Below are 21,643 nucleotides of genomic sequence, written 5' to 3'. Positions count from 1 at the left end.
CCCGCCGATCCGGCGGGGGTCTCGTTCGTCTGCGCCCCTTACTCTGGTGCGGTGAACATCTACGCGTTCCAGAGCACCCTGATGCTCGTCGTGCTCGTGGTCCTGCTCGCGATCAAGGGATTCGCGTTCATCAACTCGCTCACCTACTCCGCCGAGGCCTACGAGGCGGCCGGCAAGCTCACCAAGCCGGCCTGGTGCGCGATCACCGGCCTCGGCTTCGGCGCACAGCTGATCCTCATCGGCTCGTCACCGCTCGGGCTGATCCACCTGGTCTTCACGATCGCCTCGCTCGTCTACATCGCCGACGTCCGCCCGGCGCTCGCCGAGGTGACCTCGCGGCGGTAGCCCGCGGCGTACGTCCTGCGCCGGGGGTGGCGGCATACGACGCCGGCCGGCACGGGGTGGCGGCATACGACGTCTTTCTCGGCGATTTCGATGTCGGATGCCGCCAAGGTCGGCCGACGAGCCGGCTCGGGTGACCTCGGAGAGCCGCCTTGGCCACCGAGCCTGAGCCCGCGCCCGTGCCCGCGCCCGAACTGAATTGACGTCAATTCACCTCTCGGACGGGCGCCGCGCCGCGGACCTCCCGCGCTGCGGGTCAGGCGAGGTAGCGGTCGAGCGCGGCGAGCGCGTCCTCCGGCTCGAAGCCGGTGGCGCGGATCTTGTCGAGCGACATCGCGGAGCTGAGCGGGCGGGGGGCGAAGGGGTTGCCCTGCGCGAGCACCCCCTCGGCGTACGCCGACGTGCTGGTGCCCGAGACCTCCTCGGCGCTGCGACCCGACCGCTCGAAGACGGCCTGCGCCACCTCGCGCCACGACATCGCGGGGCCGCCGTTGGAGACGTGGTAGGTCCCGAAGTCGGCGCCGGAGTCGATGAGGTGGCGGGTCGCGCGGACCAGCTCGTCGGTGAAGGTGAGCCGTCCGACCTGGTCGTCGACCACGCTGGGGGAGACGCCCTTCTCGGCGAGCGCCTGCATGGTCCGGACGAAGTTCTTGCCCTCGCCGATCACCCAGGACGTACGCAGCAGGTAGTGGCGCGGCGCGAGGCCGACGGCGAGGTCGCCCGCGGCCTTGGTCTGGGCGTAGACGCCGAGCGGCGAGAACGGCTCGTCCTCGGTGTGGCCGTCGACCGTGCCGTCGAAGACGTACTCGGAGGAGAAGTGCACGAGCGTGAAGCCGTGCTCGCGGGAGAGCCGCGCCAAGGTGGCGGGCCCGGTGGCGTTGGCGGCCCACGCGGCGACCCGGCCCTCGTGGGTCTCGGCGGCGTCCACGGCGGTGTAGGCAGCTGCGTTGAGAACGACGGCGTACTCGTGCCACGGGAAGGCAGCGACGGCCTCGGCGTCGGTGACGTCGAGCTCCGCGCGGGTGAGGGTGTCGGCCTCGGGGAAGGCGGCCGCGAACGCGGTGCCGAGCTGGCCGCCGGCGCCCAGGACGAGCGTCTTCTTGGGCTTCATCGGGACGACGTCGTCGAGGCGCGGGTTGTTCCGGTCCTTCTCGCTGATGATCGCCTCGGACAGCGGGATCGGCCACGGGATCGCGACGGTCGGGTCGTCGAGGGAGAGCGCGGGGTAGGCGACGCCGGGTCGCCAGTGCTCGTTGACGAGGTAGGTGTAGGCGGTCGCGTCCTCGAGCACCTGGTAGCTGTTGCCGACGCCGCGCGGGACGAAGACGGCGACCGAGGTGTCGACCTCGAGGGTGAAGGTGGTGCCGAAGGTCTCGCCCTCGCGCATGTCGACCCACGCGCCGAAGATCCGCCCGGTGGCCAGCGAGATGAACTTGTCCCACGGCTCGGTGTGGAGGCCGCGGGTGACGCCGCGGTCACCGTTGAAGGAGATGTTGTTCTGCACCGGGCCGAAGTCGGGCAGCCCGATCGCGAGCATCTTCTCGCGCTGCCAGTTCTCCTTGAAGAACCCGCGGTCGTCGACGCGGCGGTCGAGGCGTACGACGACCAGGCCGGGGATCGGAGTGGTCTCGAGCGAGGGGAGGGTCACTGGCCCTTCTCCGCGTACTTCGCCTCCGTGGCGTCCTTGTGCGGACGCCACCAGTCCTCGTGCTCCTGGTACCACGCGATGGTGTTGGCCAGGCCGGACTCGAAGTCCTGGAACTGCGGCTGCCAGCCGAGCTCGTGGCGCAGCTTGCCCGACTCGATGGCGTAGCGCATGTCGTGGCCCGCACGGTCGTTGACGTGGTCGAAGGCGTCCTCGGGCTGGCCCATGAGCTTGAGGATGAGGCGTACGACCTCGAGGTTGTTCTTCTCGCCGTCGGCGCCAATGAGGTAGGTCTCGCCGATGCGGCCCTTCTCGAGGATCGTCAGCACGGCCGAGGAGTGGTCGTCGGCGTGGATCCAGTCGCGGACGTTCTCGCCGGAGCCGTAGAGCTTGGGACGGATGCCGTCGATGACGTTGGTGATCTGGCGCGGGATGAACTTCTCGATGTGCTGCCAGGGGCCGTAGTTGTTCGAGCAGTTGGACACGGTCGCGCGCACGCCGAAGCTGCGGACCCAGGCGCGGACCAGGTGGTCGGAGCCGGCCTTGGACGCGGAGTAGGGGGAGGACGGGTTGTAGGGGGTGTCCTCGGTGAAGCGCTTGGGGTCGTCGAGCTCGAGGTCGCCGTAGACCTCGTCGGTCGAGACGTGGTGCAGGCGCTTGTCGTGCTTCCGGACGGCCTCGAGGATCTGGTAGGTCCCGAGGATGTTGGTCTTGATGAAGGGGCTCGGGTCGTGGAGCGAGTTGTCGTTGTGCGACTCCGCCGCGTAGTGCACGACCGCGTCGTGGGCCGCCACCAGCGGGTCGACGACGTCCTCGTCGGCGATGTCGCCGACCACCAGCTGCACGCGGTCCTCGGGAAGCCCCGCGAGGGACTCCTTCGACGCGGCGTAGGTCAGCTTGTCGAGCACGGTGACCTGCAGGTCGGTGTGGTCCACGATGTGGTGCACGAAGTTCGACCCGATGAACCCCGCGCCCCCGGTCACAAGAAGGCGTTCCATGCCGCGGAGTCTAGGGTGCCGACGCCCCCGTGGCCGAGCCGGTGGGCGTCCGGCAGCGCCACGGCCCCTAGGGTGAGAACCATGCGCGGAATCATCCTGGCCGGTGGCACCGGCTCACGCCTGCACCCGATCACCCAGGGCATCAGCAAGCAGCTCGTGCCGGTCTACGACAAGCCGATGATCTACTACCCGCTGTCCACGCTGATGCTCGCCGGCATCCGCGACGTCCTCATCATCACCACGCCCCACGAGGCCGACGGCTTCCACCGGCTGCTCGGTGACGGCTCGCAGTTCGGCATCAACCTGACCTTCGCCGTGCAGCCCTCGCCCGACGGGCTCGCCCAGGCGTTCATCATCGGCGCCGACCACATCGGCTCCGAGCGGTCCGCGCTCGTGCTCGGCGACAACATCTTCTACGGCTCCGGCCTCGGCCAGCAGCTGCTGCGCTTCAAGGACCTCGACGGGGCCGCGGTCTTCGGCTACCACGTCGCCGACCCCCGGGCGTACGGCGTCGTGGAGTTCGACGACCAGGGCCGCGCGCTCTCGCTGGAGGAGAAGCCCGAGCACCCCAAGAGCGACTTCGCCGTCCCGGGGCTCTACTTCTACGACAACGACGTCGTGCAGTACGCCGCCGAGCTGGAGCCGTCCGCGCGCGGCGAGCTCGAGATCACCGACCTCAACCGCCGCTACCTCGAGGAGGGCCGCCTCCACGTCGAGGTGCTGCCCCGCGGCACCGCGTGGCTCGACACCGGCACCTTCGACTCCCTCAACGACGCCTCCAACTTCGTGCGCACCATCGAGGGCCGCCAGGGCTTCAAGGTCGGCGCTCCCGAGGAGGTCGCCTGGCGGATGGGCTTCCTCACCGACGACGAGCTCGTCGCCCGCGCCGAGCCGCTGCGCAAGTCCGGCTACGGGGAGTACCTGATCGGGCTGCTCCAGCACGGCTGAGGCCTGGCAGGCTCTGTCGCGATCACCGGGTACCCGGTGATCGCTCGGGTTCCCGGCCGTTGCAACGGGCAGGAACCGTGGGAAAGGGACTGGAAGGTCAGCCGAGGTCGGCGCGCACCATCCGCCCGACGACCTCGTCGAAGGCGACCGTCGGCGTCCAGCCGAGCACGTCGCGGGCGCGCGACGCGTCCCCGACGAGCTCGGTCGGGTCGGCGGGGCGGAAGAAGCGCGGGTCCTGGCGGACGTAGGGCTCCCAGTCGGTGATCCCGGCGGCAGCGAAGGCGGCCGCGACGAAGTCGCGCACCGAGTGGGCCCGGCCGGTCGCGACGACGTAGTCGGCGGGCTCGTCGGCACGCGCCGCGCGCACCATGGCGTCGACGTAGTCGGGCGCCCAGCCCCAGTCGCGGCGCGCGTCGAGGTTGCCGAGCACCAGCTCGTCGGTCTCGCCGCGGGCGATCGCGGCGACGCCTGCGGTGATCTTGCGGGTCACGAAGCGCTGGTCGCGGCGCGGCGACTCGTGGTTGTAGAGCACCGCGCTAGACACGTGGAGGTCGCGCTGGCGGAAGACGCCGGCGGAGAGGTGCGCGAAGGCCTTCGCCGCACCGTACGGGTTCACCGGGCGGATCGCCGTGTCCTCGGTCTGCGGCGAGGTGGCCGGCTCGCCGAAGATCTCGGCGCTCGAGGCCTGCACCAGGCGTACGTCGCCCACGCGCCGCGCCGACTCCATCAGCGCGACCGCCGCGTGCCCGTTGACGTGGGCGGTGCGGTCGGGCTCCTCCCACGACTGCGCGACCGAGCTGATCGCGGCGAGGTTGTAGACCTCCCGGGGCGCGACCTCGAGCAGGAGGCGTCGGGTCGCCTCGACGTCGCCGATGTCGCCGGTGTGCAGCACCACCTCGTCGGGGCAGTGGGCCGGGTGCCCGTCGGCCGCCAGCACCAGGGCGTGCACCTCGAGGCCGTCACCGACCAGGCGCTCGGCGAGGTAGCTGCCGTCCTGCCCGCCGATGCCGGTGATGAAGGCGCGAGCCGTCACCAGCCCGCCTTGACCGCGGCGATGTCGGCGTCGACCATCATCGCGACGAGCTCGGGGAAGGTCACAGTCGGCGTCCAGCCCAGCTTGTCGCGCGCCTTGCTCGCGTCGCCGACGAGGCGGTCGACCTCGGCCGGACGCATGAAGCGGGGGTCCTGCACGACGTACGAGCTCCAGTCGTCGATGGCGACGTGGGCGAAGGCGAGGTCGAGGAAGTCGCGGATGGAGTGGGTCTCGCCGGTCGCGATGACGTAGTCGTCGGCCTCGTCCTGCTGGAGCATCCGCCACATCGCCTCGACGTAGTCGCCGGCGTAGCCCCAGTCGCGCTCGGCGTCGAGGTTGCCCAGCGCGATCGTCTCCTGGTGGCCGAGGTGGATGCGCGCGACCGCCTGGCTGATCTTGCGGGTCACGAACTCGGGGCCGCGGCGTGGTGACTCGTGGTTGAAGAGGATGCCCGACGAGGCGTGCATGCCGTAGGACTCGCGGTAGTTGATGGTCATGTAGTGGCCGTAGACCTTGCTCACGCCGTAGGGCGAGCGCGGCCACAGCAGGGTGCGCTCGGTCTGCGGCACCTCCTGCACCTTGCCGAACATCTCCGAGCTCGACGCCTGGTAGAACCGCACACGGTCGGCGTCGTCGCCGGCGTGGAGGCGTACGGCCTCCAGCATGTTGAGCACGCCCGTGGCGGTCACGTCGCTGGTGATGAAGGCGTTCTCCCAGGAGTAGGCGACGAACGAGATCGCGCCGAGGTTGTAGACCTCGTCGGGCTCGGAGTCGCGCATCGCGCGCATCAGGCTGGACAGGTCGGTGAGGTCGCCGTTGTGCAGCTGGACGTCGGGGACGAGGGTGGAGACGAGCTCGCGGCGGGGGTTGTTCTGGCCGCGGATCAGCCCGTGGACGTCGTACCCCTTCTCGAGCAGCAGCTCGGCGAGGTAGAGGCCGTCCTGGCCCGTGATCCCGGTGATGAGGGCGCTGGGCATGCGCGCATTCTGTCAGGCGGCCCGGTCGTTAGGCTGGCTGCATGAAGATCCTCGTGAGCGGAGGGGCCGGCTACATCGGCTCGCACACCGTCGTCCAGCTCGTCGCCCACGGCCATGACGTCGTCATCGTCGACAACTTCAGCAACGCCAACCCGACGGTGGTGGGGCGGCTCGAGGCGATCACCGGGACCAGCATCACGGTGCACTCCTTCGACCTCACCGACCACGACAAGACCGAGCACCTCTTCGCCTCCGAGCACTTCGACGGCGTCATCCACTTCGCCGGCTACAAGGCGGTCGGCGAGAGCGTGGAGAAGCCGCTCGACTACTACGAGAACAACCTCGGCTCGACCTTCTCGCTGGTGCGCGCGATGCAGAAGTACGACGTCGACAAGCTCGTCTTCTCCTCCAGCGCCACGGTGTACGGCGAGGAGCAGGCCGCCGCGACCGAGGACCGTCGCACCTACGCCACCAACCCCTACGGCTGGACCAAGGTGATGCAGGAGCAGATCCTCCGCGACGTCGCCGTGGCCGCGCCGCAGATGCGCTTCGCCCTGCTGCGCTACTTCAACCCGGTCGGCGCCCACCCGTCCGGCACGATCGGCGAGGACCCCACCGGGATCCCCAACAACCTCGTGCCGTTCATCGCCCAGGTCGCCGTCGGCAAGCGCGACAAGCTGCTGGTCTTCGGCGACGACTACGACACCGTCGACGGCACCGGGGTGCGCGACTACATCCACGTCGAGGACCTCGCCGCCGGGCACATCGCCGCGCTCGAGGCGATCCAGGACACCGACGTCGCGGTCCACACGTGGAACCTCGGCTCGGGCAAGGGCACCAGTGTCCTCGAGATGCTCGCCGCCTTCGAGAAGGCCGTCGGCCGTGCGCTGCCCTACGAGATCGTGCCGCGCCGCCCCGGCGACATCGCGACCTCCTACGCCGACCCCTCCAAGGCCAACCGCGAGCTGGGCTGGAGCACGCACAAGACCATCGACGACATGTGCGCCGACACCTGGCGCTGGCAGTCGCAGAACCCCCAGGGCTTCGCGGGCTGATGCTCCGGCGACTCGGCGCGGTTCTGCTGGTGGCGCTGGTGGTGGGCGCCGTCCCGGGCCCCACTGGAGCGGACACATGGCCGCTCGAGTCGCGGAATGAGGGTGCCCCGGCGACCATTTCCCTGTCCCAGTCGGGCCGGAGCGCCGGCGTGCCGCTGGCCGGCAGGGTCGTCGTGATCGACCCCGGCCACCAGCTCGGCAACCACCGCTTCCCCGCGCGGATCAACGGGCAGGTGCCGGCCGGCGGCTTCACCAAGCCGTGCAACACCACCGGCACCTCCACCAACGGCGGCTACCCGGAGGCGACCTTCGCCTGGCAGGTCTCGCGCCTCGTGGCCCGACGGCTGCGCGACCTCGGCGCGACCGTACGCCTCACCCGGCACAGCAACCGCCAGGACCGCTGGGGGCCCTGCGTCGACGAGCGCGGGCGGGCCGGCAACGCGATCGGCGCCGACCTCAAGCTCTCCGTCCACGCCGACGGGACGTACGCCGCCGGCGCGCGCGGCTTCCACGTCATCGCCCCGCCCGACCGGGCGCCGTGGACCAACGACATCTTCCGGCCCTCGCGGCGGCTCGCGGCGGCGGTCAAGGGCGCGCTGCTGTCGCAGCGGTTCGGGGTCGCCACCTACATCGCCGGCGGCGACGGGCTCGACGTCCGGTCCGACCTCGGCACCCTCAACCTCTCCGACGTACCCACCGTGATGGTCGAGCTGGGCAACATGCGCGGCTCCGACGCCCGGGTGATGACCTCGGCCCCCGGTCGGGCGCGCTACACGCGCGGGCTCGTCGCCGGGGTGCGGGCCTTCCTCGGCTGAGGTCGCCGTTCGCCTTCAGGGTGGCGGCATATGACATGCGCTTGGCCGGGGGTGGCGGCACACGACATGTGCTGCGGCGTTCGGCCCGTCGTATGCCGCCACCCTCGCGCGGGGACCGGTCGTATGCCGCCACCCCCGCGGGAGGACCGGTCATATGCGCCACCCCCGCGGGAGGACTGGTCATATGCCGCCACCCTCGCGCGAGGACTCGTCGTATGCCGCCACCCGAGCGCACTCAGCGGACCGAGAGCTCCGCCAGCCCGCGGAGGACCACGCGGAGGTGGGCGACCTCGTGGGTGCGGAGGAGGTGGGTGCCGCCGAGGGCGGCGAAGACGCCGTAGAAACCCTCGGCCTTGCGGAACTCGTCGCCGAAGAGGTCGTGGCTGTGCGGCACCGCGTTGCAGACCGGGACGCCGAGGTCGCGGAGGCGGAAGCACTGCGCCAGCACGCGGGTCTGGTGGCGCGCGCGGGTGGGCGGGTCGACGAGGTTGCCGTAGTAGAAGCCCATGCCGGGGTCGATGACCAGCTTGGTCACGCCGAGCGAGCGGGCGTGGGTGATGCGCGCGCGGAAGTGGTCGAGCAGGACCGGGATCGGGTCGGCGTCGGGCGGCACGTCGGCGATCTCGCGCACGTTGGCGGTCTCGCCGAAGCACATGACGACAGCGGCGTCGTACTCAGCGGCCAGCGCGAGCATCTCGTCCTCGTGCTCGCGCCCCGTCATGTTGAGGATCCGCGCGCCCGCGTCGAGGCAGGCGCGGACCACGGTGGGCTCGTAGGTCTCGACCGAGACGACCGCCTCGGCGGCGAGGCCCTTGACCGCGGGGACGAGGGCGTCGACCTGGTCCTCCGCGGACACCCGGGCTGCGCGGGCGTTGCTCGACTCGGCGCCCAGGTCGATGACGGCGGCGCCCTGGGCGGCCTGGATGCGACCCATGCGTACGGCGTCGGCGGGGCTGGTCGCCACGCTCTCGCGGTAGGTCGAGTCGCGCGAGAGGTTGACGCAGCCCATGAGGGTCACCGGCCCGTCGCCGATCACGACCGAGCCGTGCGGGCCGTCGAGCACGACCGGTGCCACCGAGGCGGCCCACGAGTCGCCGTGGGCGTTCTGCAGGGCGGCGAGGTCGGCGAGGGTGATCACGGTGCCAGAGTAGGGGCGTGACCCTTGAGCTGCAGCGCCTGGCCGACCTGTCCGACGACGACCTGGCCGAGGCCTACGCCCCGCCCAGCAGCCCGTGGCTGCGGGTCAACTTCGTCAGCACGGTCGACGGCGCCGCGCAGGGCGGCGACGGACTGAGCAAGAGCATCAACAACGACGCCGACAAGCGGGTCTTCGACACCCTGCGCCGCCGCGCCGACTGCCTGGTGGTGGGCGCGGGGACGCTCCGCGCCGAGGGGTACGACGTCCCGCGCGTGCCGCTGGTGGTCGTGAGCAGGTCGGCCGACGTCCCGCCGACGCTGCGCGGCGCCCCGCGCGGCCGCATCCTCATGGCCACCGTCGCCTCGGCCGACGGGCTGGCCGCGGCGCGCGAGGAGCTGGGGGAGGACAACGTGCTCGTCCTGGGCGAGGAGGAGATCGACCTCGGGCTGCTCAAGGCGACGCTCGCCGACCGTGGGTGGTCCGAGCAGCTGTGCGAGGGCGGGCCGTCGCTCTTCGCCGACCTGCTGGCGGCCGGCGTCGTCGACGAGCTGTGCTGGACCGTCGTGCCGCGACTCGCCGGCGGCGACGCCGTACGCATCGCGACGGGTGCGGAGGTCGACGTCGCGCTGCGTCCCGCCCTGCTCCTGGAGCAGGACGGGACGCTGCTGGGACGCTGGCTGGTTCAGGACGCGGGGTAGTCGACCACGTAGCTCGGGACGCCCGGCGCCGAGCTGTCGACCCGGGCCCCGGTGTCGTTGACTACGTGCTCGATGCTGCCGGCGTCGAGGTTGACGGTCAGCACGTGGTGCAGTCGCACGCCCGCCCGGTCGGGCACCTCGAAGCCGCGCTCGGTGGTGATCGACGGGTCGTTGCGGTTGAAGACGTAGACCCCGCCGCCGTGGAGCCGGTGGCGGCGTACGTCGTCGCCGACCTTGTAGCCCGTCCACCCGAGCGTGCCGTCGGGGCGGGTCCAGTCGGCCTGCGAGGGCGGGTCGTAGGGCAGCTCGTTCTGGTAGAGCACGACCTGTCCGTCCTCGCCGTTCCAGATGGTGTTGTGCTGCTGGAAGTGCTCGACGAAGAGCCCGGTGGCCTGCACGCGGTCGCCGTTGACGACGACGCCGACCCGGCCGGTGTTGGTGCGCCAGCGGTCGGTGTCGCCGCTCGCCCCGGCGGTGAAGCCCTCGACGCCGTGGTCGGCGCGCCACACCCACGCGTGGTCGATGAGCACGTCGTCGGCGTCGATCCGCAGTGCCACGTCGGAGCGCCCGACGTGCGGTCCACCGACGCGGAAGTAGACGTCGTTGAGCGTCGTGCTCGGCACCTCCGCGGCGGGGTCCGCGCCGGGGCGGCCCTCGATGCGCATCAGGTGGCGGGAGAGCCCGGTGCCCGCGTCGATGGTGACGCCGGCGACGACGACGCCCTCGGCCCGGCGGCGTACGACGACGGGCGTGGCCCCGCGGACCGCGGTGAGGGTGGCCTGGCCGAGGCCCAGCACGACGGTGTCGTCCCGCTCGATCTCCAGGCTGCGGTCGACGTCGTACACCCCCGGGGTGAGCAGGAGGTTCTGGCCTCGGTCGAGTGCCTGCGCCAGCACCGCCGCCGGCTGGCGGGGCGTCGCGACGTGGAAGTCCGAGAGCGGGAGGTCGCGCCCGCTGGTGGCGCCCGTCGTCCAGTCGGGACCCCGGGAGTCGGTGCGCGCGTCGGGCACGCGCACCAGCCACTGGCCGTCCGGGCCGACGTGCAGGAACGGCTTCTCGCGGCTGACCGGGGTGCGGTCGAGGGTCGTGTAGGGCGGGGTCGGGAAGCCGGCCTCGGAGGGGGCGCCGATCGTGCCGGCGAAGACCTGGTTCCACACGCCGTTGGTCCACTCGCCGACCTCGCTGTTGCGGGTCAGCCACTGCTGCTGGGAGCCGTTGATGACGGTGCCCGCGCGGGAGTCGGCGAGGTAGCCGCCGCTGGCGTACTGCGGGCCGGCGGTGCAGTAGTCCATCAGCGAGAGGTTGCCGCCGCGGATGTCGACGCGTCGCAGGGAGGACGCCTGCGAGGTGGCCCAGAAGTTCGCCGACGCGCGGCAGCCGTCCTGGCCGGTGCCGTTGACGGCGATCGTGAGGTTGGACAGTGAACGCCAGAAGTTGTTGAGCGCCACGCAGTAGGGCTGGGTGGGGCCGTCGGTGAGGCAGCGGTTGAAGACCTCGACCTTGCCGTTGATCACGGTGTCGGACGGCGACGCCCCGAGGCCCGCGACCTCGGTGTAGTAGCCGACCTTGATCTGGAGCGGCTCGGCGGCGGTGCCGTAGGTGCCGGGCAGGAAGAGCAGGCTCCACCGCTCCTCCGACATCTCGGCGTCGACCTGCTGCTGCCAGACCTGGTCGGCCCTGGCGCGGATGTCGGCGACCGGCATGGACGGGTCGAAGACGACGACACGGGCGCCGAGGTCGGGTGCTGCGGGTGCCGCTGCGGGTGCCTGTGCCGCGCCGGCCGGCGCGAGGGGCGCCAGGCCGACGACGGCGAGGACGAGGGTCGCGCACGCGGCGCGGAACGACGTACGACGAGGGGGCTGAGAGCGTGGCATGGACGACCTTCCCGAGGTGTGAGAGCGCTTCCACGCCATGCTGCACCATCGGTGTGACCGGCGCCACACCGTGTTCGCCGGGTGGGACGCCCTCCCTCAGCCCAGGGCGTCGAGCAGCGTCTTGGAGAAGGCGGGGAGGTCGTCGGGGTTGCGGCTGGTGATGAGGTTGCCGTCGGTGACGACTTCCTCGTCGACCCACTCGCCGCCGCCGTTGCGGATGTCGGTCTGCAGGCTCGGCCAGCTCGCGACCCGCTTGTCCCGGACCCGGTCGGCCTCGACGAGGGTCCACGCGGCGTGGCAGATCGCGGCGACGGGCTTGCCGGAGTCGACGAAGTCGCGGACGAAGGCCACGGCCGTCTCGTCCATGCGCAGCGCGTCGGGGTTGGCGACGCCGCCGGGCAGCACGAGCGCGTCGTAGTCGGCGACGGCCACGTCGCCCACGCGCCGATCCACGCGCTGGGTGCTGGACTTGTCGAGGTGGTTGAAGAGCTGCACCTCGCCCTCGTCGAGGGACAGGAGCTCGGCGGTGTGGCCGGCGTCGACGGCGGCCTGCCACGGCTGGGTGAGCTCGACCTCCTCGACGCCTTCGGATGCGGTCAGGAATGCGATTCGCTTGGACATGCCTCCACGTTTGCTCGCGCCCTGCGACGCGACAACACACACAGGGGTGAGGCATCTCTCCCCGGTCGGGCGCCTGCCGCGGCTGCCGGAGCGCTAGCGTCGCCCGGGTGAGCGACACACCCTCCAGCCCTGACGTCTCGAACCTGACCATCGCCGTCCTCGGCGGCACCGGGCCCCAGGGTCGGGGGCTGGCCCGGCGCTTCGCCGCGGCCGGGCTGGACGTCGTACTCGGCTCGCGGGACGCGTCGCGCGCCTCCGCCGCCGCCGCCGCCCTCGCGTCGGTGGGGCGCGTGCGCGGCGCATCGAACGCCGACGCCGCTGCGGCCGGCGACATCGTCCTCGTCGTCGTGCCGTGGGACGGCCACGCCCAGCTCCTGGAGTCGCTGCGCGGCGAGCTCGCCGGCAAGGTCGTCGTCGACTGCGTGAACCCGCTCGGCTTCGACAAGCAGGGGGCGTACGCCCTCGCCGTCGAGGAGGGCTCGGCCACCCAGCAGGCCGCCGCGATCCTCCCGGACTCCCGCGTCGTCGGTGCCTTCCACAACGTCAGCGCCGTGCTCCTCGAGGACCCCGCCGTCGAGCGGGTCGACACCGATGTCCTCGTCCTCGGCGACGACCGCGAGGCCACCGACCTCGTCCAGGCCCTCGCCGACGTCGTACCCGGCATGCGCGGCCTCTACGGCGGCCGTCTCCGCAACGCCCACCAGGTCGAGGCCTTCACCGCCAACCTGATCTCGGTCAACCGGCGCTACAAGGCCCACGCCGGGGTACGGGTCACCGACGTCTGACGCCTGGTTCTGCCGCGATCACCGGGTAGCCGGTGATCGCTCGGGTTCCCGACTGTTGCAACGGTCGAGAACCGTGACGAAAGGACCGGAACCCCACTCACGCGCCGATCGGGCGTCGGGAGTCCAGGAGCTTCCGTACGCGCCTGGCGAGGACGTCCGGGGCGGCCAGGCCCGCCCAGGTGACCCGGATGCACACCCAGCCGGTGAGCTGACAGATCTTCTCCTCACGTGCCTTCTCGCGCATGAGGAACTCCTCGAGCGACTCGCCCTCACGGCGGTACTTCTTGTACTTCTCCTTGCCGTCGAACTCGACGAACACGCCGTGATCGCTCCACAGGAAGTCGACCCGCCCGACGAGGCGGCCGTCCTCGTCGTACACCTCCACCTGCGGTGTCGGGCGCGGCAGGTGGTGGCGCCAGCAGAAGTAGTCGAAGCGGGTCTCGCCAGCCGACTCGAGCTTGCCGTTGCACAGTCGGAGCACCAGGTCGGTAGTGAGGCTGTGTGGCCAGTAGCGCGCATTCTCGGCCAGCGCCGCGAACTCGCCCACGGTCGTGGCGCCCATGTTGAGGAGCCCGTTGACGACAACCAGGCTCCTCTCGACGTCGGCCACCGTCGTGATCTCGACGCACGTCCGCGCGGCCGCGGAGACCGCGATCCCGTTGCGCATCTCCACGTGGTCGGCCGGCAGGACCGCGCAGTGCTGGATCCAGTCGTCCCGTCGTCGGCCGGCCTTGCCGTCGCGACGCGTCGTGTGTACGACGTCCAGGGGCAGGTCCCAGATGGGAGCGCCGTGCTCCACCGCGGCCGACACGTGGGTCGCCGTGGCGCCGGGATGGGCCAGGCGGAGGATGGCCCGCGTGAGCACCCGATGCTGGTCCGCGCGCTTCAGCGACCGCCATACCTCTCCGTCGATGTACTCACCGCGGCGTACGCGGACATACACCCCGGCCTTGACGAGTGCGTGCACGTGCCGGTCTGTGAGCCCGGCATCGAGCAGCTCCTTGCGGCGAACGATGACGCCTGTCAGGTCGACGAACTTCGGTGGTTTCTGCATGTGCCGACACCTGCCCCAGAGCCGGCATCGACAACCCCGCGAGCTGGCGCTTGTGGATAACCGTGGCGCGGCTCTTCAGCCGCCGACCTTCCAGTCCCTTCCTGACGGTTCCTGACCGCTGCAACAGGCAGGAACGGTTGCGATCACCGGGTACCCGGTGATCGCTGTTGGTGGGGACCCCGGGGAACGCGACAGACCGGGGAGACCCTCAGCCGATCGCGCCCGCGTTGTCCTTGGCGAGGGAGCGGGAGATGACCATCCGCTGGATCTGGTTGGTGCCCTCGAAGATCTGCATCACCTTCGCCTCGCGCATGTAGCGCTCGACGGGGAAGTCGCGGGTGTAGCCGTAGCCGCCGAGGACCTGGACGGCGTCGGTGGTGACCTTCATGGCGTTGTCGGTGCAGACGAGCTTGGCGACCGAGGCCTCGCGGCCGAAGGGCAGGCCGGCGTCGCGGAGGCGCGCGGCGTGGAGGAGCGTGGCGCGGGCGGAGATCACCGCGGCCTCCATGTCGGCGAGCACGAAGGCGAGTCCCTGGTGGTCGATGATCTTCTTGCCGAAGGTCTCGCGCTCGCGGGCGTAGGCCACCGCCGAGTCGAGCGCGCCCTGGGCGAGCCCGGTGGCGACTGCGGCGATGCCGAGGCGGCCGGAGTCGAGGCCGGCGAGCCCGATCCGGAGGCCCTCGCCCTCCTCGCCGAGCCTGCGCGAGGCATCGACGCGGACGTCGTCGAAGCGCATCGTCGCGGTGGCCGAGCCGGTGAGCCCCATCTTGCGCTCCGGCGGGTCGGCAGAGAGGCCCTCGGCGCCGGCGGGCACGAGGAAGCAGGAGATGCCGTTGCGGTCGTCGGAGGTGCGGGCCATCACCTTGTAGAAGTCGGCGTGGCCGCCGTGGGTGGTCCAGGCCTTGGTGCCGTTGAGGACGTAGGAGTCGCCGTCGCGGCGCGCGGTCGTACGCATCGCCGCGGGGTCGGAGCCGGCGTGCGGCTCGGAGAGGCAGTAGGCCCCGAGCAGGTCGCCGCTGAGCATGTCGGGGAGCCACTGGGCCTTCTGCTCCTCGGTGCCGAAGTAGGCCAGCCCGAAGCAGGACAGCGCGTGCACCGAGACGCCGACGCCGACCGACGACCAGACGGCGCCGATCTCCTCGAGCACCTGGAGGTAGACCTCGTAGGGCTGGTCGCCGCCGCCCATCTCCTCGGGGTAGGGCAGCGACAGCAGCCCCGCCTGGCCGAGCATCCGGAAGACGTCGCGGGGGAAGGTCTCGGTGGCCTCCGCCTCCGCGGACCGCGGGGCAAGCTCCTTGGAGCAGATCTCCCGGGTGAGGGCGAGCAGGTCGCGGGCCTCGTCGGTGGGCAGCTGGCGGCGAGCGGTCATGCGGCGCACGTTACCGGCGATGTCCCCGGCCTAGTCCTTTGGGACCACCTGCCTCCAAGTGGCGTACGAGCGTGCCCCAGGAGGTCTAGCGTCCGGGCGTGGGCACTGGGTGGCTGCCGTGGTCGGCAGCGTCGTTGGCGAGCGGTGCCGTGCTGCTCGTGCTCGCCGCGCTGACCCTGCCGCCCACCTCCGAGGTCGGCCAGGTCGTCGGCACCGTCCGCAGGGAGGACGCTGCCTGGCTGATGGCGTCCGCCGCGTTCTTCCTGGCCTCCGTCGCCCTCACCATGGGACTGCCCGCCATCTTGACCCTGATCCCGGCGAAGCAGCAGGTCGTCGGCCTCGTGGGGGTGTGGATCTGGTCGATCGGCACGATCGGCACGTCCGCGCTGGCGGCCTTCCTGATCCTCTTCCGCGCCACGGTGCGGGTCATCGACATCTCGCCCACGGACGTCGAGCAGCTGGGCCAGGACCCGGTGATGACCCTCAGCCTGCTCTTCGTCTTCGGCGCGTTCTACCTGGGCGAGCTGGTGGTGGCCCTGGTCCTGCTGCTGGCCTCGCGCCTGCCGCGCTGGATCCCGGCGCTGCTGCTGGTCCACATCGCTGCCGCCCCGGTGAACCACCTCCTGCCCGAGCAGCTGCAGGGCGTCCAGGCGGTCGTGCTGGGTGGCGGCCTGATGGCCCTCGCCGTGCGCTCGACCGAGGCGTGGGCCGCGTTGCGGGCGCCCGCCACGCGCTGACCCGGCCGGGAAGGGCGCCGTCAGCTCGTCGGGCGCGCCACCTCTGCGCTGGCGACGAGGGTCTCGGCGAGGTCGCGCAGCTTGGTGTTGGTGCGCTGGCTGGTCTCCTTGAGGATCGTGAGCGCGTCGTCCTGCCCGACCTGACGGTTGGCCATGAGGATGCCGATCGCGGCTCCGATCGTGCGCGACGACACGAGCGCGGCCTGGAGCTCGGCCACGTGCTTCCGGTCGAGCACCCCCTCGGCCTGCAGCTCCGCGATCAGCTCGCGGTCGAGTGCCGAACGCTCCTCGAGGCGGTCGGCGCGCAGGTTGGCGGCCTCGGCCTGGATCTGGGCCCGGTCGGCACGCTCGATCAGGCTGTCGATGTCGCCCCGGTTGACGGTGACCACGCTCACCAGCTCGTCGATCTGTCGCTGCAGATCGGTGCTCACACGCTCGCTCACGCGACCATTATGAGCCGCCGGTCGCGGACGGGAAAGTCAAGAAATCACTGGCGCGGATGTGCCCAGCGGTAGAGCGCGATGAGGCCGGGGAGGAAGAGGGTCAGCATCACGATGCCGGCCATCTTCTCGCCGAAGTCGTCGCCGAAGAGCAGGAAGATCGTCCCGAAGAAGATGAACGGGGAGGTGAAGAAGCCGACGACCCAGAAGACGAGCCGGGCGCCGATCCCCCGGTCGACCCTGGTGCTCCACAGCAGCGAGGCGCCCGGCCCGGCGAGCCCGGTGAGCACGGCCTCGAGGTCGCCGTGGGTGCGGGCGGCCAGCGCTCGGGACGTGCGCTCGTCGAGCTCGGAGGAGGTCAGCCGGCCCTCGCCGAAGGCCACGTTGAGGAGCTCGCAGACCCGCTCGCGCTCGGCGTCGGAGGCGAGGGTGGCCCCGCGGGCGGCGGCGGCGCGGGATCGCGAGTCGAGCCACCGGCGTACGGCCTCGTCACCGGGCCCCGTCGTGGCGTCTCCGGACTGGGTCATGGCTGCAAGGCTAGGTGCTGTACGCCGCCCGCGCGGGGGAGTTGCGGGAAAGGCTCAGCCCCGTGCGCGTTCGGCCAGCGCGACCGCGGCCCGCTGCACGACCGGCAGCTCCTCGGGGTCGCGAGCGGCCTCGTGCGGGACGGCGCCGCCCAGCAGCGCGGCCGGCGTGGTGAGCCAGATCCACACCCGCCACGGGTCGACCGCCGCCAGCAGCGGCTCGAGGACCGCGAGCAGCTCCTCACGCACCTCGCCCGCGTCGTCGAGCTGGAAGGTGGGCACGAGGACGGCGCCCTCGTGCTGGACCACCAGCAACGTGCGTCGCTCGGCGGCCTTGTGGACGGCGAAGCGCGCCGCGTTGAGCGAGACCCCGCGGCGCTCGGCCACCCCGGCGTAGTCCAGCCAGCCGGCGTCCAGCAGCGCCGCCCGCACCCGGGCCTCTCGGCGCAGCCGCACCAGCTCGACGGGCACCGCGTGGGTCGGGTCGTCGCCCACCGACCGCAGCGCCGCATCGAGCTCCGCGAGTCGGTCGGCGTCCAGCCGATCCCCGGTCGCGGCGTCGCGCCAGTGGACGGAGCCGTCGGCGTCGCGCTCGTAGGTCGGCAGGCCGGCCGCGGCCAGCTGCTCGGCCAGGCCGAGGCCCTCCAGCCACGCCGCGAGCTGCTCGGCGTGGCCGTCGGGACCGGACGTCACGGCGCTCAGCCCTTGTTGGCCTTGCGCGCCTGCGACGCGGTCTTGGCGCGGGCGTTGGCGTCGAGCACGACCTTGCGGATGCGGACGGTCTCGGGGGTCACCTCGACGCACTCGTCCTCGCGGCAGAACTCCAGGCACTGCTCCAGCGACAGCTTCTTCGGCGGGATCAGCTTCTCGAAGTTGTCGGAGGTGGCGGACCGGATGTTGGTCTGCTGCTTCTCCTTGGTGATGTTGACGTCCATGTCGTCGGCGCGCGAGTTCTCGCCGACGATCATGCCCTCGTAGACCTCGGTGGTCGGCTCGACGAAGAGCACGCCGCGCTCCTGCAGCGACGTCATGGCGTACGCCGTCGCCGCGCCGGCGCGGTCGGCCACCAGCGAGCCGGAGTTGCGCGAGCGGATCTCGCCGGCCCAGGGGTGGTAGCCCTCGGAGATGTGGTGGGCGATGCCGGTGCCGCGGGTCTCGGTGAGGAAGTCGGTGCGGAAGCCGATGAGGCCACGCGAGGGGACGACGAAGTCCATGCGGACCCAGCCGGTGCCGTGGTTGGTCATGCCCTCCATGCGGCCCTTCCGGGCGGCGAGGAGCTCGGTGATCGTGCCGAGGTACTCCTCCGGGGCGTCGATCGTGAGGCGCTCGAACGGCTCGTGCACCTTGCCGTTGACCTCGCGGGTGACCACCTGCGGCTTGCCGACGGTGAGCTCGAAGCCCTCGCGGCGCATCTGCTCGACGAGGATCGCCAGCGCGAGCTCGCCGCGGCCCTGGACCTCCCAGGCGTCGGGGCGCTCGGTCGGGAGCACGCGCAGCGACACGTTTCCGATGAGCTCGGCGTCGAGGCGGTCCTTGACCAGGCGGGCGGTGACCTTGGCGCCCTTGACCTTGCCGACCATGGGCGAGGTGTTGGTGCCGATGGTCATCGAGATGGCCGGCTCGTCGACGTGGATGAGCGGCAGCGCGATCGGGTTCTCGGCGTCGGCGAGGGTCTCACCGATGGTGATCTCCGGGATGCCGGCGATGGCGACGATGTCACCGGGGCCGGCGGACTCGCCGGGCTTGCGCTCGAGGCCCTCGGTGACGAGGAGCTCGGTGATGCGCACGTTCTTGACCGAGCCGTCGCGCTTCATCCACGCGACCGTCTGGCCCTTCTTCAACGTGCCCTGGTGGATGCGCAGCAGCGCCAGCCGGCCGAGGAACGGCGAGGAGTCGAGGTTGGTCACGTGGGCCTGCAGCGGCGCGCCCTCGTCGTACTGCGGAGCGGGGATGGTCTCGAGGATCGTCTTGAACAGCGGCTCGAGGTCGGTGCCCTCGGGCATGCTGCCGTTCTCCGGCTGCTCGAGGGAGGCGATGCCGGCCTTGCCGGAGGCGTAGACGACCGGGAAGTCGAGGGCGTCCTGGCTGTGCGACTCGTCGAGCAGGTCCATGAAGAGCTCGTAGGACTCGTCGACGACCTCGGTGATGCGGGCGTCGCTGCGGTCGGTCTTGTTGACGACCAGGATCACCGGCATGTCGGCGTTCAGCGCCTTGCGGAGCACGAAACGCGTCTGGGGGAGCGGACCCTCGGAGGCGTCGACCAGGAGCACGATGCCATCGACCATGGAGAGCCCACGCTCGACCTCGCCACCGAAGTCGGCGTGGCCCGGGGTGTCGATGATGTTGATGACCATCGGCTCGCCGCCGCCGGCCGGACCGGCGTAGTGGACCGCGGTGTTCTTCGCGAGGATCGTGATGCCCTTCTCGCGCTCGAGGTCGCCGGAGTCCATGACCCGGTCGGCGACGCTCTCGGCCTGGTGCTCGGTGAAGGCACCTGCCTGGCGCAGCATGGCGTCGACCAGCGTGGTCTTGCCGTGGTCGACGTGCGCGACGATCGCGACGTTGCGCAGGTCGGAGCGGGACTGGGTGGACATGCAGGAGCCTTCCGGGCGGAGACGAGAAGCGGCCAGGGGCCGGGCGCGGCCGGCACGGCCACAGCGTCACGAGTCTAGTGGGCCTCGGCCGGGATCGATATTTCGCGCGTGCGGCCTACCGGGCGTCGGAACCCCGCGGTAGACCTGTGGCATGACATCTCGGGAGACCCACCTCACACGCTGCACCTTCATCCCGCCCTGGCTCGCCGAGCGCGTCGACGGGCCAGAGCAGGCCGCGCGCGACCAGGCGCTGCGAGCCGGTCGCGAGGTCGCGGCCCGCCAGGCCGTCCACGAGCAGGTAGTCGGCGTCCCGGCCTGGACCGTCCACGACGCCGGGTCCCGTACGACGCTTCCCGGCAGGCCCGTGCGCCGGGCGGGGGAGCCGGACACGGGGGACGAGGCCGTGGACGAGGCAGGCACCGGCATCGAGGCCACGCTCGCGATGTTCGCGGAGGTGCTCGGCCGCGACTCCCACGACGACGCCGGGGCGCCGGTCAGCCTGACCGTCCACTACGGGTCGCGCTACAACAACGCCTTCTGGGACGGCACCCAGCTGGTCTTCGGCGACGGCGACGGCCGCGTGTTCGAGCGCTTCACCAAGCCGGTCGACGTGCTGGCCCACGAGTTCTCCCACGCCGTCGTCGAGCACACCGCCGCCCTCGTCTACCGCGGCCAGCCCGGCGCGCTCAACGAGTCCGTCGCCGACGTCTTCGCGTCCTGCCTCAAGCAACGGCTCCTCGGCCAGGACGCCGAGGACGCTGACTGGCTGATCGGCGAGGGCATCTTCACGCCGTCCGTCCGGGCGCGGGCGCTGCGCGACATGGCTGCCCCCGGCACGGCCTACGACGACCCCGAGCTCGGCGCCGACCCGCAGGTGGGGCACATGGACGACTTCGTCGTCACCACCGCCGACAACGGCGGGGTCCACCTCAACTCGGGCATCCCCAACAAGGCCTTCCAGCTCGCCGCCGTCGCGATCGGTGGCAGCGCGATCGAGGGTGCCGGCCGGGTCTGGTACGACGCGCTGGTCGGGGGAGACGTCCCGTCCGACGCCGACTTCGCCACGTTCGCCGCCGCGACGGTGGCCGCCGCGGGGCAGCACGCCGACGCCGTCAGCGAGGCGTGGGCGCAGGTCGGCGTCGAGCCCGCGACCGCGGTGGGGATGCCGGAGCCGGCCGGCTCCCGCTCGCGGCTGCGCGTCGTTCGCAGCGGCGGGTTCATCGGGCGCACCGAGTCGGCAGAGGTCGACCTCGACGACGACGGTCGGCCCGACCTGCGCGACCTGGTCGCCCGCGCCGAGCTCACGGCCGTCGACGCCGCGGCCGACGCGACGACCAAGCCCGACATGTACCTCTACACCTTCATCGTCGACGACCACGACCCCGTGCGGGTGCCCGAGCACCGGCTGACCTCGAGCCAGGCCGAGCTCGCGCGCCGGGTCCTGCAGACCGGGTCGGCGGAGATCTGATGCGGCTCACCGTGGTGCAGGGCGACATCACCACCCAGGAGGTCGATGCCGTCGTCAACGCCGCCAACCGCCGGATGCGCGGCGGTGGCGGCGTCGACGGCGCGATCCATGCCGCTGGTGGTCCCGAGGTGCTCGACGACTGCGTCCGACGCTTTCCTGACGGCCTGGCGACGGGTGGTGCGGGGTGGACGACCGGCGGCCGGCTTCCGGCCCGCTGGGTGATCCACGTCGTCGGTCCCAACTGGAACGCCGGCGAGCGCGACCGCAGCCTGCTCACCTCCTGCTACTCCGGGGCGCTCGGCGTCGCCGACGAGCTCGGCGCACGCTCGGTCGCCTTTCCCCTCGTCAGCGCCGGCATCTACGGCTGGCCGCGCGACGACGCGATCCGGGCGGCCGTCGACGCCCTGCGCGGCGCGACGACCGAGGTCGAGGAGGCCCGCCTGGTGGCTTTCGGCAGGGCGGCGTACGACGAGATCAGCGCGGTGGTCGAGGCCTGACTGCCCTCCCTCCGGGTGTCTCGCGACCACC

The 21,643-nt window shown here is 71.5% G+C and carries 22 protein-coding genes; 9 read left to right on the top strand and 13 right to left on the bottom strand.

Features of this window, described 5'->3' with window-relative positions; all coding sequences use genetic code 11:
* Nucleotides 1–51 precede the first annotated feature (51 nt).
* A complete protein-coding gene (locus ACS3YM_RS14870; RefSeq protein WP_439937206.1) occupies nt 52–345 on the top strand; it encodes a DUF2516 family protein in 294 nt (97 codons plus the stop codon).
* A 253-nt stretch (nt 346–598) separates the two neighbouring features.
* Here the strand turns inward: ACS3YM_RS14870 and ACS3YM_RS14865 are convergent, their stop codons facing one another.
* Both ACS3YM_RS14865 and rfbB read right to left on the bottom strand, forming a co-directional pair.
* Nucleotides 599–1,990 carry a sugar nucleotide-binding protein gene (locus tag ACS3YM_RS14865; RefSeq protein WP_439937205.1) on the bottom strand — a complete coding sequence of 464 codons (1,392 nt, stop codon included), beginning with the start codon at nt 1,988–1,990 and terminating at the stop codon, nt 599–601.
* Nucleotides 1,987–2,985: a dTDP-glucose 4,6-dehydratase gene (gene rfbB / locus ACS3YM_RS14860; RefSeq protein WP_439937204.1), complete on the bottom strand. Its 999-nt coding sequence runs from the start codon at nt 2,983–2,985 to the stop codon at nt 1,987–1,989. Before rfbB ends, ACS3YM_RS14865 begins: the two co-directional genes overlap by 4 nt.
* An 81-nt stretch (nt 2,986–3,066) precedes the next feature.
* Here rfbB and rfbA point away from each other — a divergent pair, with 81 nt between their 5' ends.
* Nucleotides 3,067–3,933 carry a glucose-1-phosphate thymidylyltransferase RfbA gene (gene rfbA / locus ACS3YM_RS14855; protein ID WP_439937203.1) on the top strand — a complete coding sequence of 289 codons (867 nt, stop codon included), beginning with the start codon at nt 3,067–3,069 and terminating at the stop codon, nt 3,931–3,933.
* A 97-nt stretch (nt 3,934–4,030) separates the two neighbouring features.
* Here rfbA and ACS3YM_RS14850 read toward each other — a convergent pair whose 3' ends face one another.
* On the bottom strand, nt 4,031–4,966 hold the full coding sequence (locus ACS3YM_RS14850; RefSeq protein WP_439937202.1) for a GDP-mannose 4,6-dehydratase: 936 nt from the start codon (nt 4,964–4,966) through the stop codon (nt 4,031–4,033).
* Nucleotides 4,963–5,943 carry a GDP-mannose 4,6-dehydratase gene (gene gmd / locus ACS3YM_RS14845; protein ID WP_439937201.1) on the bottom strand — a complete coding sequence of 327 codons (981 nt, stop codon included), beginning with the start codon at nt 5,941–5,943 and terminating at the stop codon, nt 4,963–4,965. Before gmd ends, ACS3YM_RS14850 begins: the two co-directional genes overlap by 4 nt.
* Before the next feature lie 41 nt (nt 5,944–5,984).
* Between gmd and galE the strand changes: the two genes are divergently transcribed.
* Both galE and ACS3YM_RS14835 read left to right on the top strand, forming a co-directional pair.
* On the top strand, nt 5,985–6,998 hold the full coding sequence (gene galE, locus ACS3YM_RS14840) for a UDP-glucose 4-epimerase GalE (protein WP_439937200.1): 1,014 nt from the start codon (nt 5,985–5,987) through the stop codon (nt 6,996–6,998).
* The gene (locus ACS3YM_RS14835) at nt 6,998–7,813 is read left to right on the top strand and encodes an N-acetylmuramoyl-L-alanine amidase (RefSeq protein ID WP_439937199.1); all 816 of its coding nucleotides are present in this window, start codon (nt 6,998–7,000) and stop codon (nt 7,811–7,813) included. Before galE ends, ACS3YM_RS14835 begins: the two co-directional genes overlap by 1 nt.
* A 235-nt stretch (nt 7,814–8,048) precedes the next feature.
* Here the strand turns inward: ACS3YM_RS14835 and ACS3YM_RS14830 are convergent, their stop codons facing one another.
* A complete protein-coding gene (locus ACS3YM_RS14830) occupies nt 8,049–8,951 on the bottom strand; it encodes a dihydropteroate synthase (RefSeq protein ID WP_439937198.1) in 903 nt (300 codons plus the stop codon).
* A 17-nt stretch (nt 8,952–8,968) separates the two neighbouring features.
* Here ACS3YM_RS14830 and ACS3YM_RS14825 point away from each other — a divergent pair, with 17 nt between their 5' ends.
* Nucleotides 8,969–9,649, top strand: a complete 681-nt coding sequence (locus ACS3YM_RS14825; RefSeq protein ID WP_439937197.1) for a dihydrofolate reductase family protein — start codon at nt 8,969–8,971, stop codon at nt 9,647–9,649.
* Here the strand turns inward: ACS3YM_RS14825 and ACS3YM_RS14820 are convergent.
* Nucleotides 9,634–11,523 carry a hypothetical protein gene (locus tag ACS3YM_RS14820; protein WP_439937196.1) on the bottom strand — a complete coding sequence of 630 codons (1,890 nt, stop codon included), beginning with the start codon at nt 11,521–11,523 and terminating at the stop codon, nt 9,634–9,636. The genes ACS3YM_RS14825 and ACS3YM_RS14820 overlap by 16 nt on opposite strands.
* A 96-nt stretch (nt 11,524–11,619) precedes the next feature.
* Entirely contained in the window at nt 11,620–12,144 is a 525-nt protein-coding gene (locus tag ACS3YM_RS14815) for a type 1 glutamine amidotransferase domain-containing protein (protein ID WP_439937195.1), read from the bottom strand.
* A 107-nt stretch (nt 12,145–12,251) separates the two neighbouring features.
* On the opposite strand from ACS3YM_RS14815, the gene npdG reads away from it, so the two are divergent.
* A complete protein-coding gene (npdG, locus tag ACS3YM_RS14810; RefSeq protein ID WP_439937194.1) occupies nt 12,252–12,929 on the top strand; it encodes an NADPH-dependent F420 reductase in 678 nt (225 codons plus the stop codon).
* Between the two features lie 97 nt (nt 12,930–13,026).
* Here npdG and ACS3YM_RS14805 read toward each other — a convergent pair whose 3' ends face one another.
* A complete protein-coding gene (locus tag ACS3YM_RS14805; RefSeq protein WP_439937193.1) occupies nt 13,027–13,983 on the bottom strand; it encodes a type IV toxin-antitoxin system AbiEi family antitoxin domain-containing protein in 957 nt (318 codons plus the stop codon).
* 208 nt (nt 13,984–14,191) lie between these two features.
* Entirely contained in the window at nt 14,192–15,352 is a 1,161-nt protein-coding gene (locus tag ACS3YM_RS14800) for an acyl-CoA dehydrogenase family protein (RefSeq protein WP_439937192.1), read from the bottom strand.
* A gap of 98 nt (nt 15,353–15,450) precedes the next feature.
* Here ACS3YM_RS14800 and ACS3YM_RS14795 point away from each other — a divergent pair, with 98 nt between their 5' ends.
* A complete protein-coding gene (locus ACS3YM_RS14795; protein ID WP_439937191.1) occupies nt 15,451–16,089 on the top strand; it encodes a hypothetical protein in 639 nt (212 codons plus the stop codon).
* A 20-nt stretch (nt 16,090–16,109) separates the two neighbouring features.
* Here ACS3YM_RS14795 and ACS3YM_RS14790 read toward each other — a convergent pair whose 3' ends face one another.
* From ACS3YM_RS14790 to typA, 4 genes are read right to left on the bottom strand one after another with little or no spacing between them, the layout of a single operon-like run.
* Complete coding sequence (locus ACS3YM_RS14790; RefSeq protein ID WP_439937190.1) at nt 16,110–16,532, bottom strand: ANTAR domain-containing protein; 423 nt, start codon at nt 16,530–16,532, stop codon at nt 16,110–16,112.
* A gap of 44 nt (nt 16,533–16,576) precedes the next feature.
* Nucleotides 16,577–17,056 (bottom strand): DUF1707 SHOCT-like domain-containing protein, encoded by a 480-nt coding sequence (locus tag ACS3YM_RS14785; RefSeq protein ID WP_439937189.1) that lies wholly within the window; start codon nt 17,054–17,056, stop codon nt 16,577–16,579.
* A gap of 54 nt (nt 17,057–17,110) precedes the next feature.
* The gene (locus tag ACS3YM_RS14780; RefSeq protein ID WP_439937188.1) at nt 17,111–17,746 is read right to left on the bottom strand and encodes a hypothetical protein; all 636 of its coding nucleotides are present in this window, start codon (nt 17,744–17,746) and stop codon (nt 17,111–17,113) included.
* A 5-nt stretch (nt 17,747–17,751) separates the two neighbouring features.
* Entirely contained in the window at nt 17,752–19,647 is a 1,896-nt protein-coding gene (typA, locus tag ACS3YM_RS14775; RefSeq protein ID WP_439937187.1) for a translational GTPase TypA, read from the bottom strand.
* Nucleotides 19,648–19,798: 151 nt separating this feature from the next.
* Here typA and ACS3YM_RS14770 point away from each other — a divergent pair, with 151 nt between their 5' ends.
* Both ACS3YM_RS14770 and ACS3YM_RS14765 read left to right on the top strand, forming a co-directional pair.
* Entirely contained in the window at nt 19,799–21,115 is a 1,317-nt protein-coding gene (locus ACS3YM_RS14770) for a protealysin inhibitor emfourin (RefSeq protein ID WP_439937186.1), read from the top strand.
* Nucleotides 21,115–21,612: an O-acetyl-ADP-ribose deacetylase gene (locus ACS3YM_RS14765; RefSeq protein ID WP_439937185.1), complete on the top strand. Its 498-nt coding sequence runs from the start codon at nt 21,115–21,117 to the stop codon at nt 21,610–21,612. Before ACS3YM_RS14770 ends, ACS3YM_RS14765 begins: the two co-directional genes overlap by 1 nt.
* The last annotated feature ends 31 nt before the right edge of the window (nt 21,613–21,643 follow it).

The sequence above is a fragment of the Nocardioides sp. N13(2025) genome, assembly GCF_051912545.1.
Taxonomy (GTDB): Bacteria; Actinomycetota; Actinomycetes; order Propionibacteriales; family Nocardioidaceae; genus Nocardioides.
This window is presented reverse-complemented; position numbering and strand designations above follow the sequence as displayed.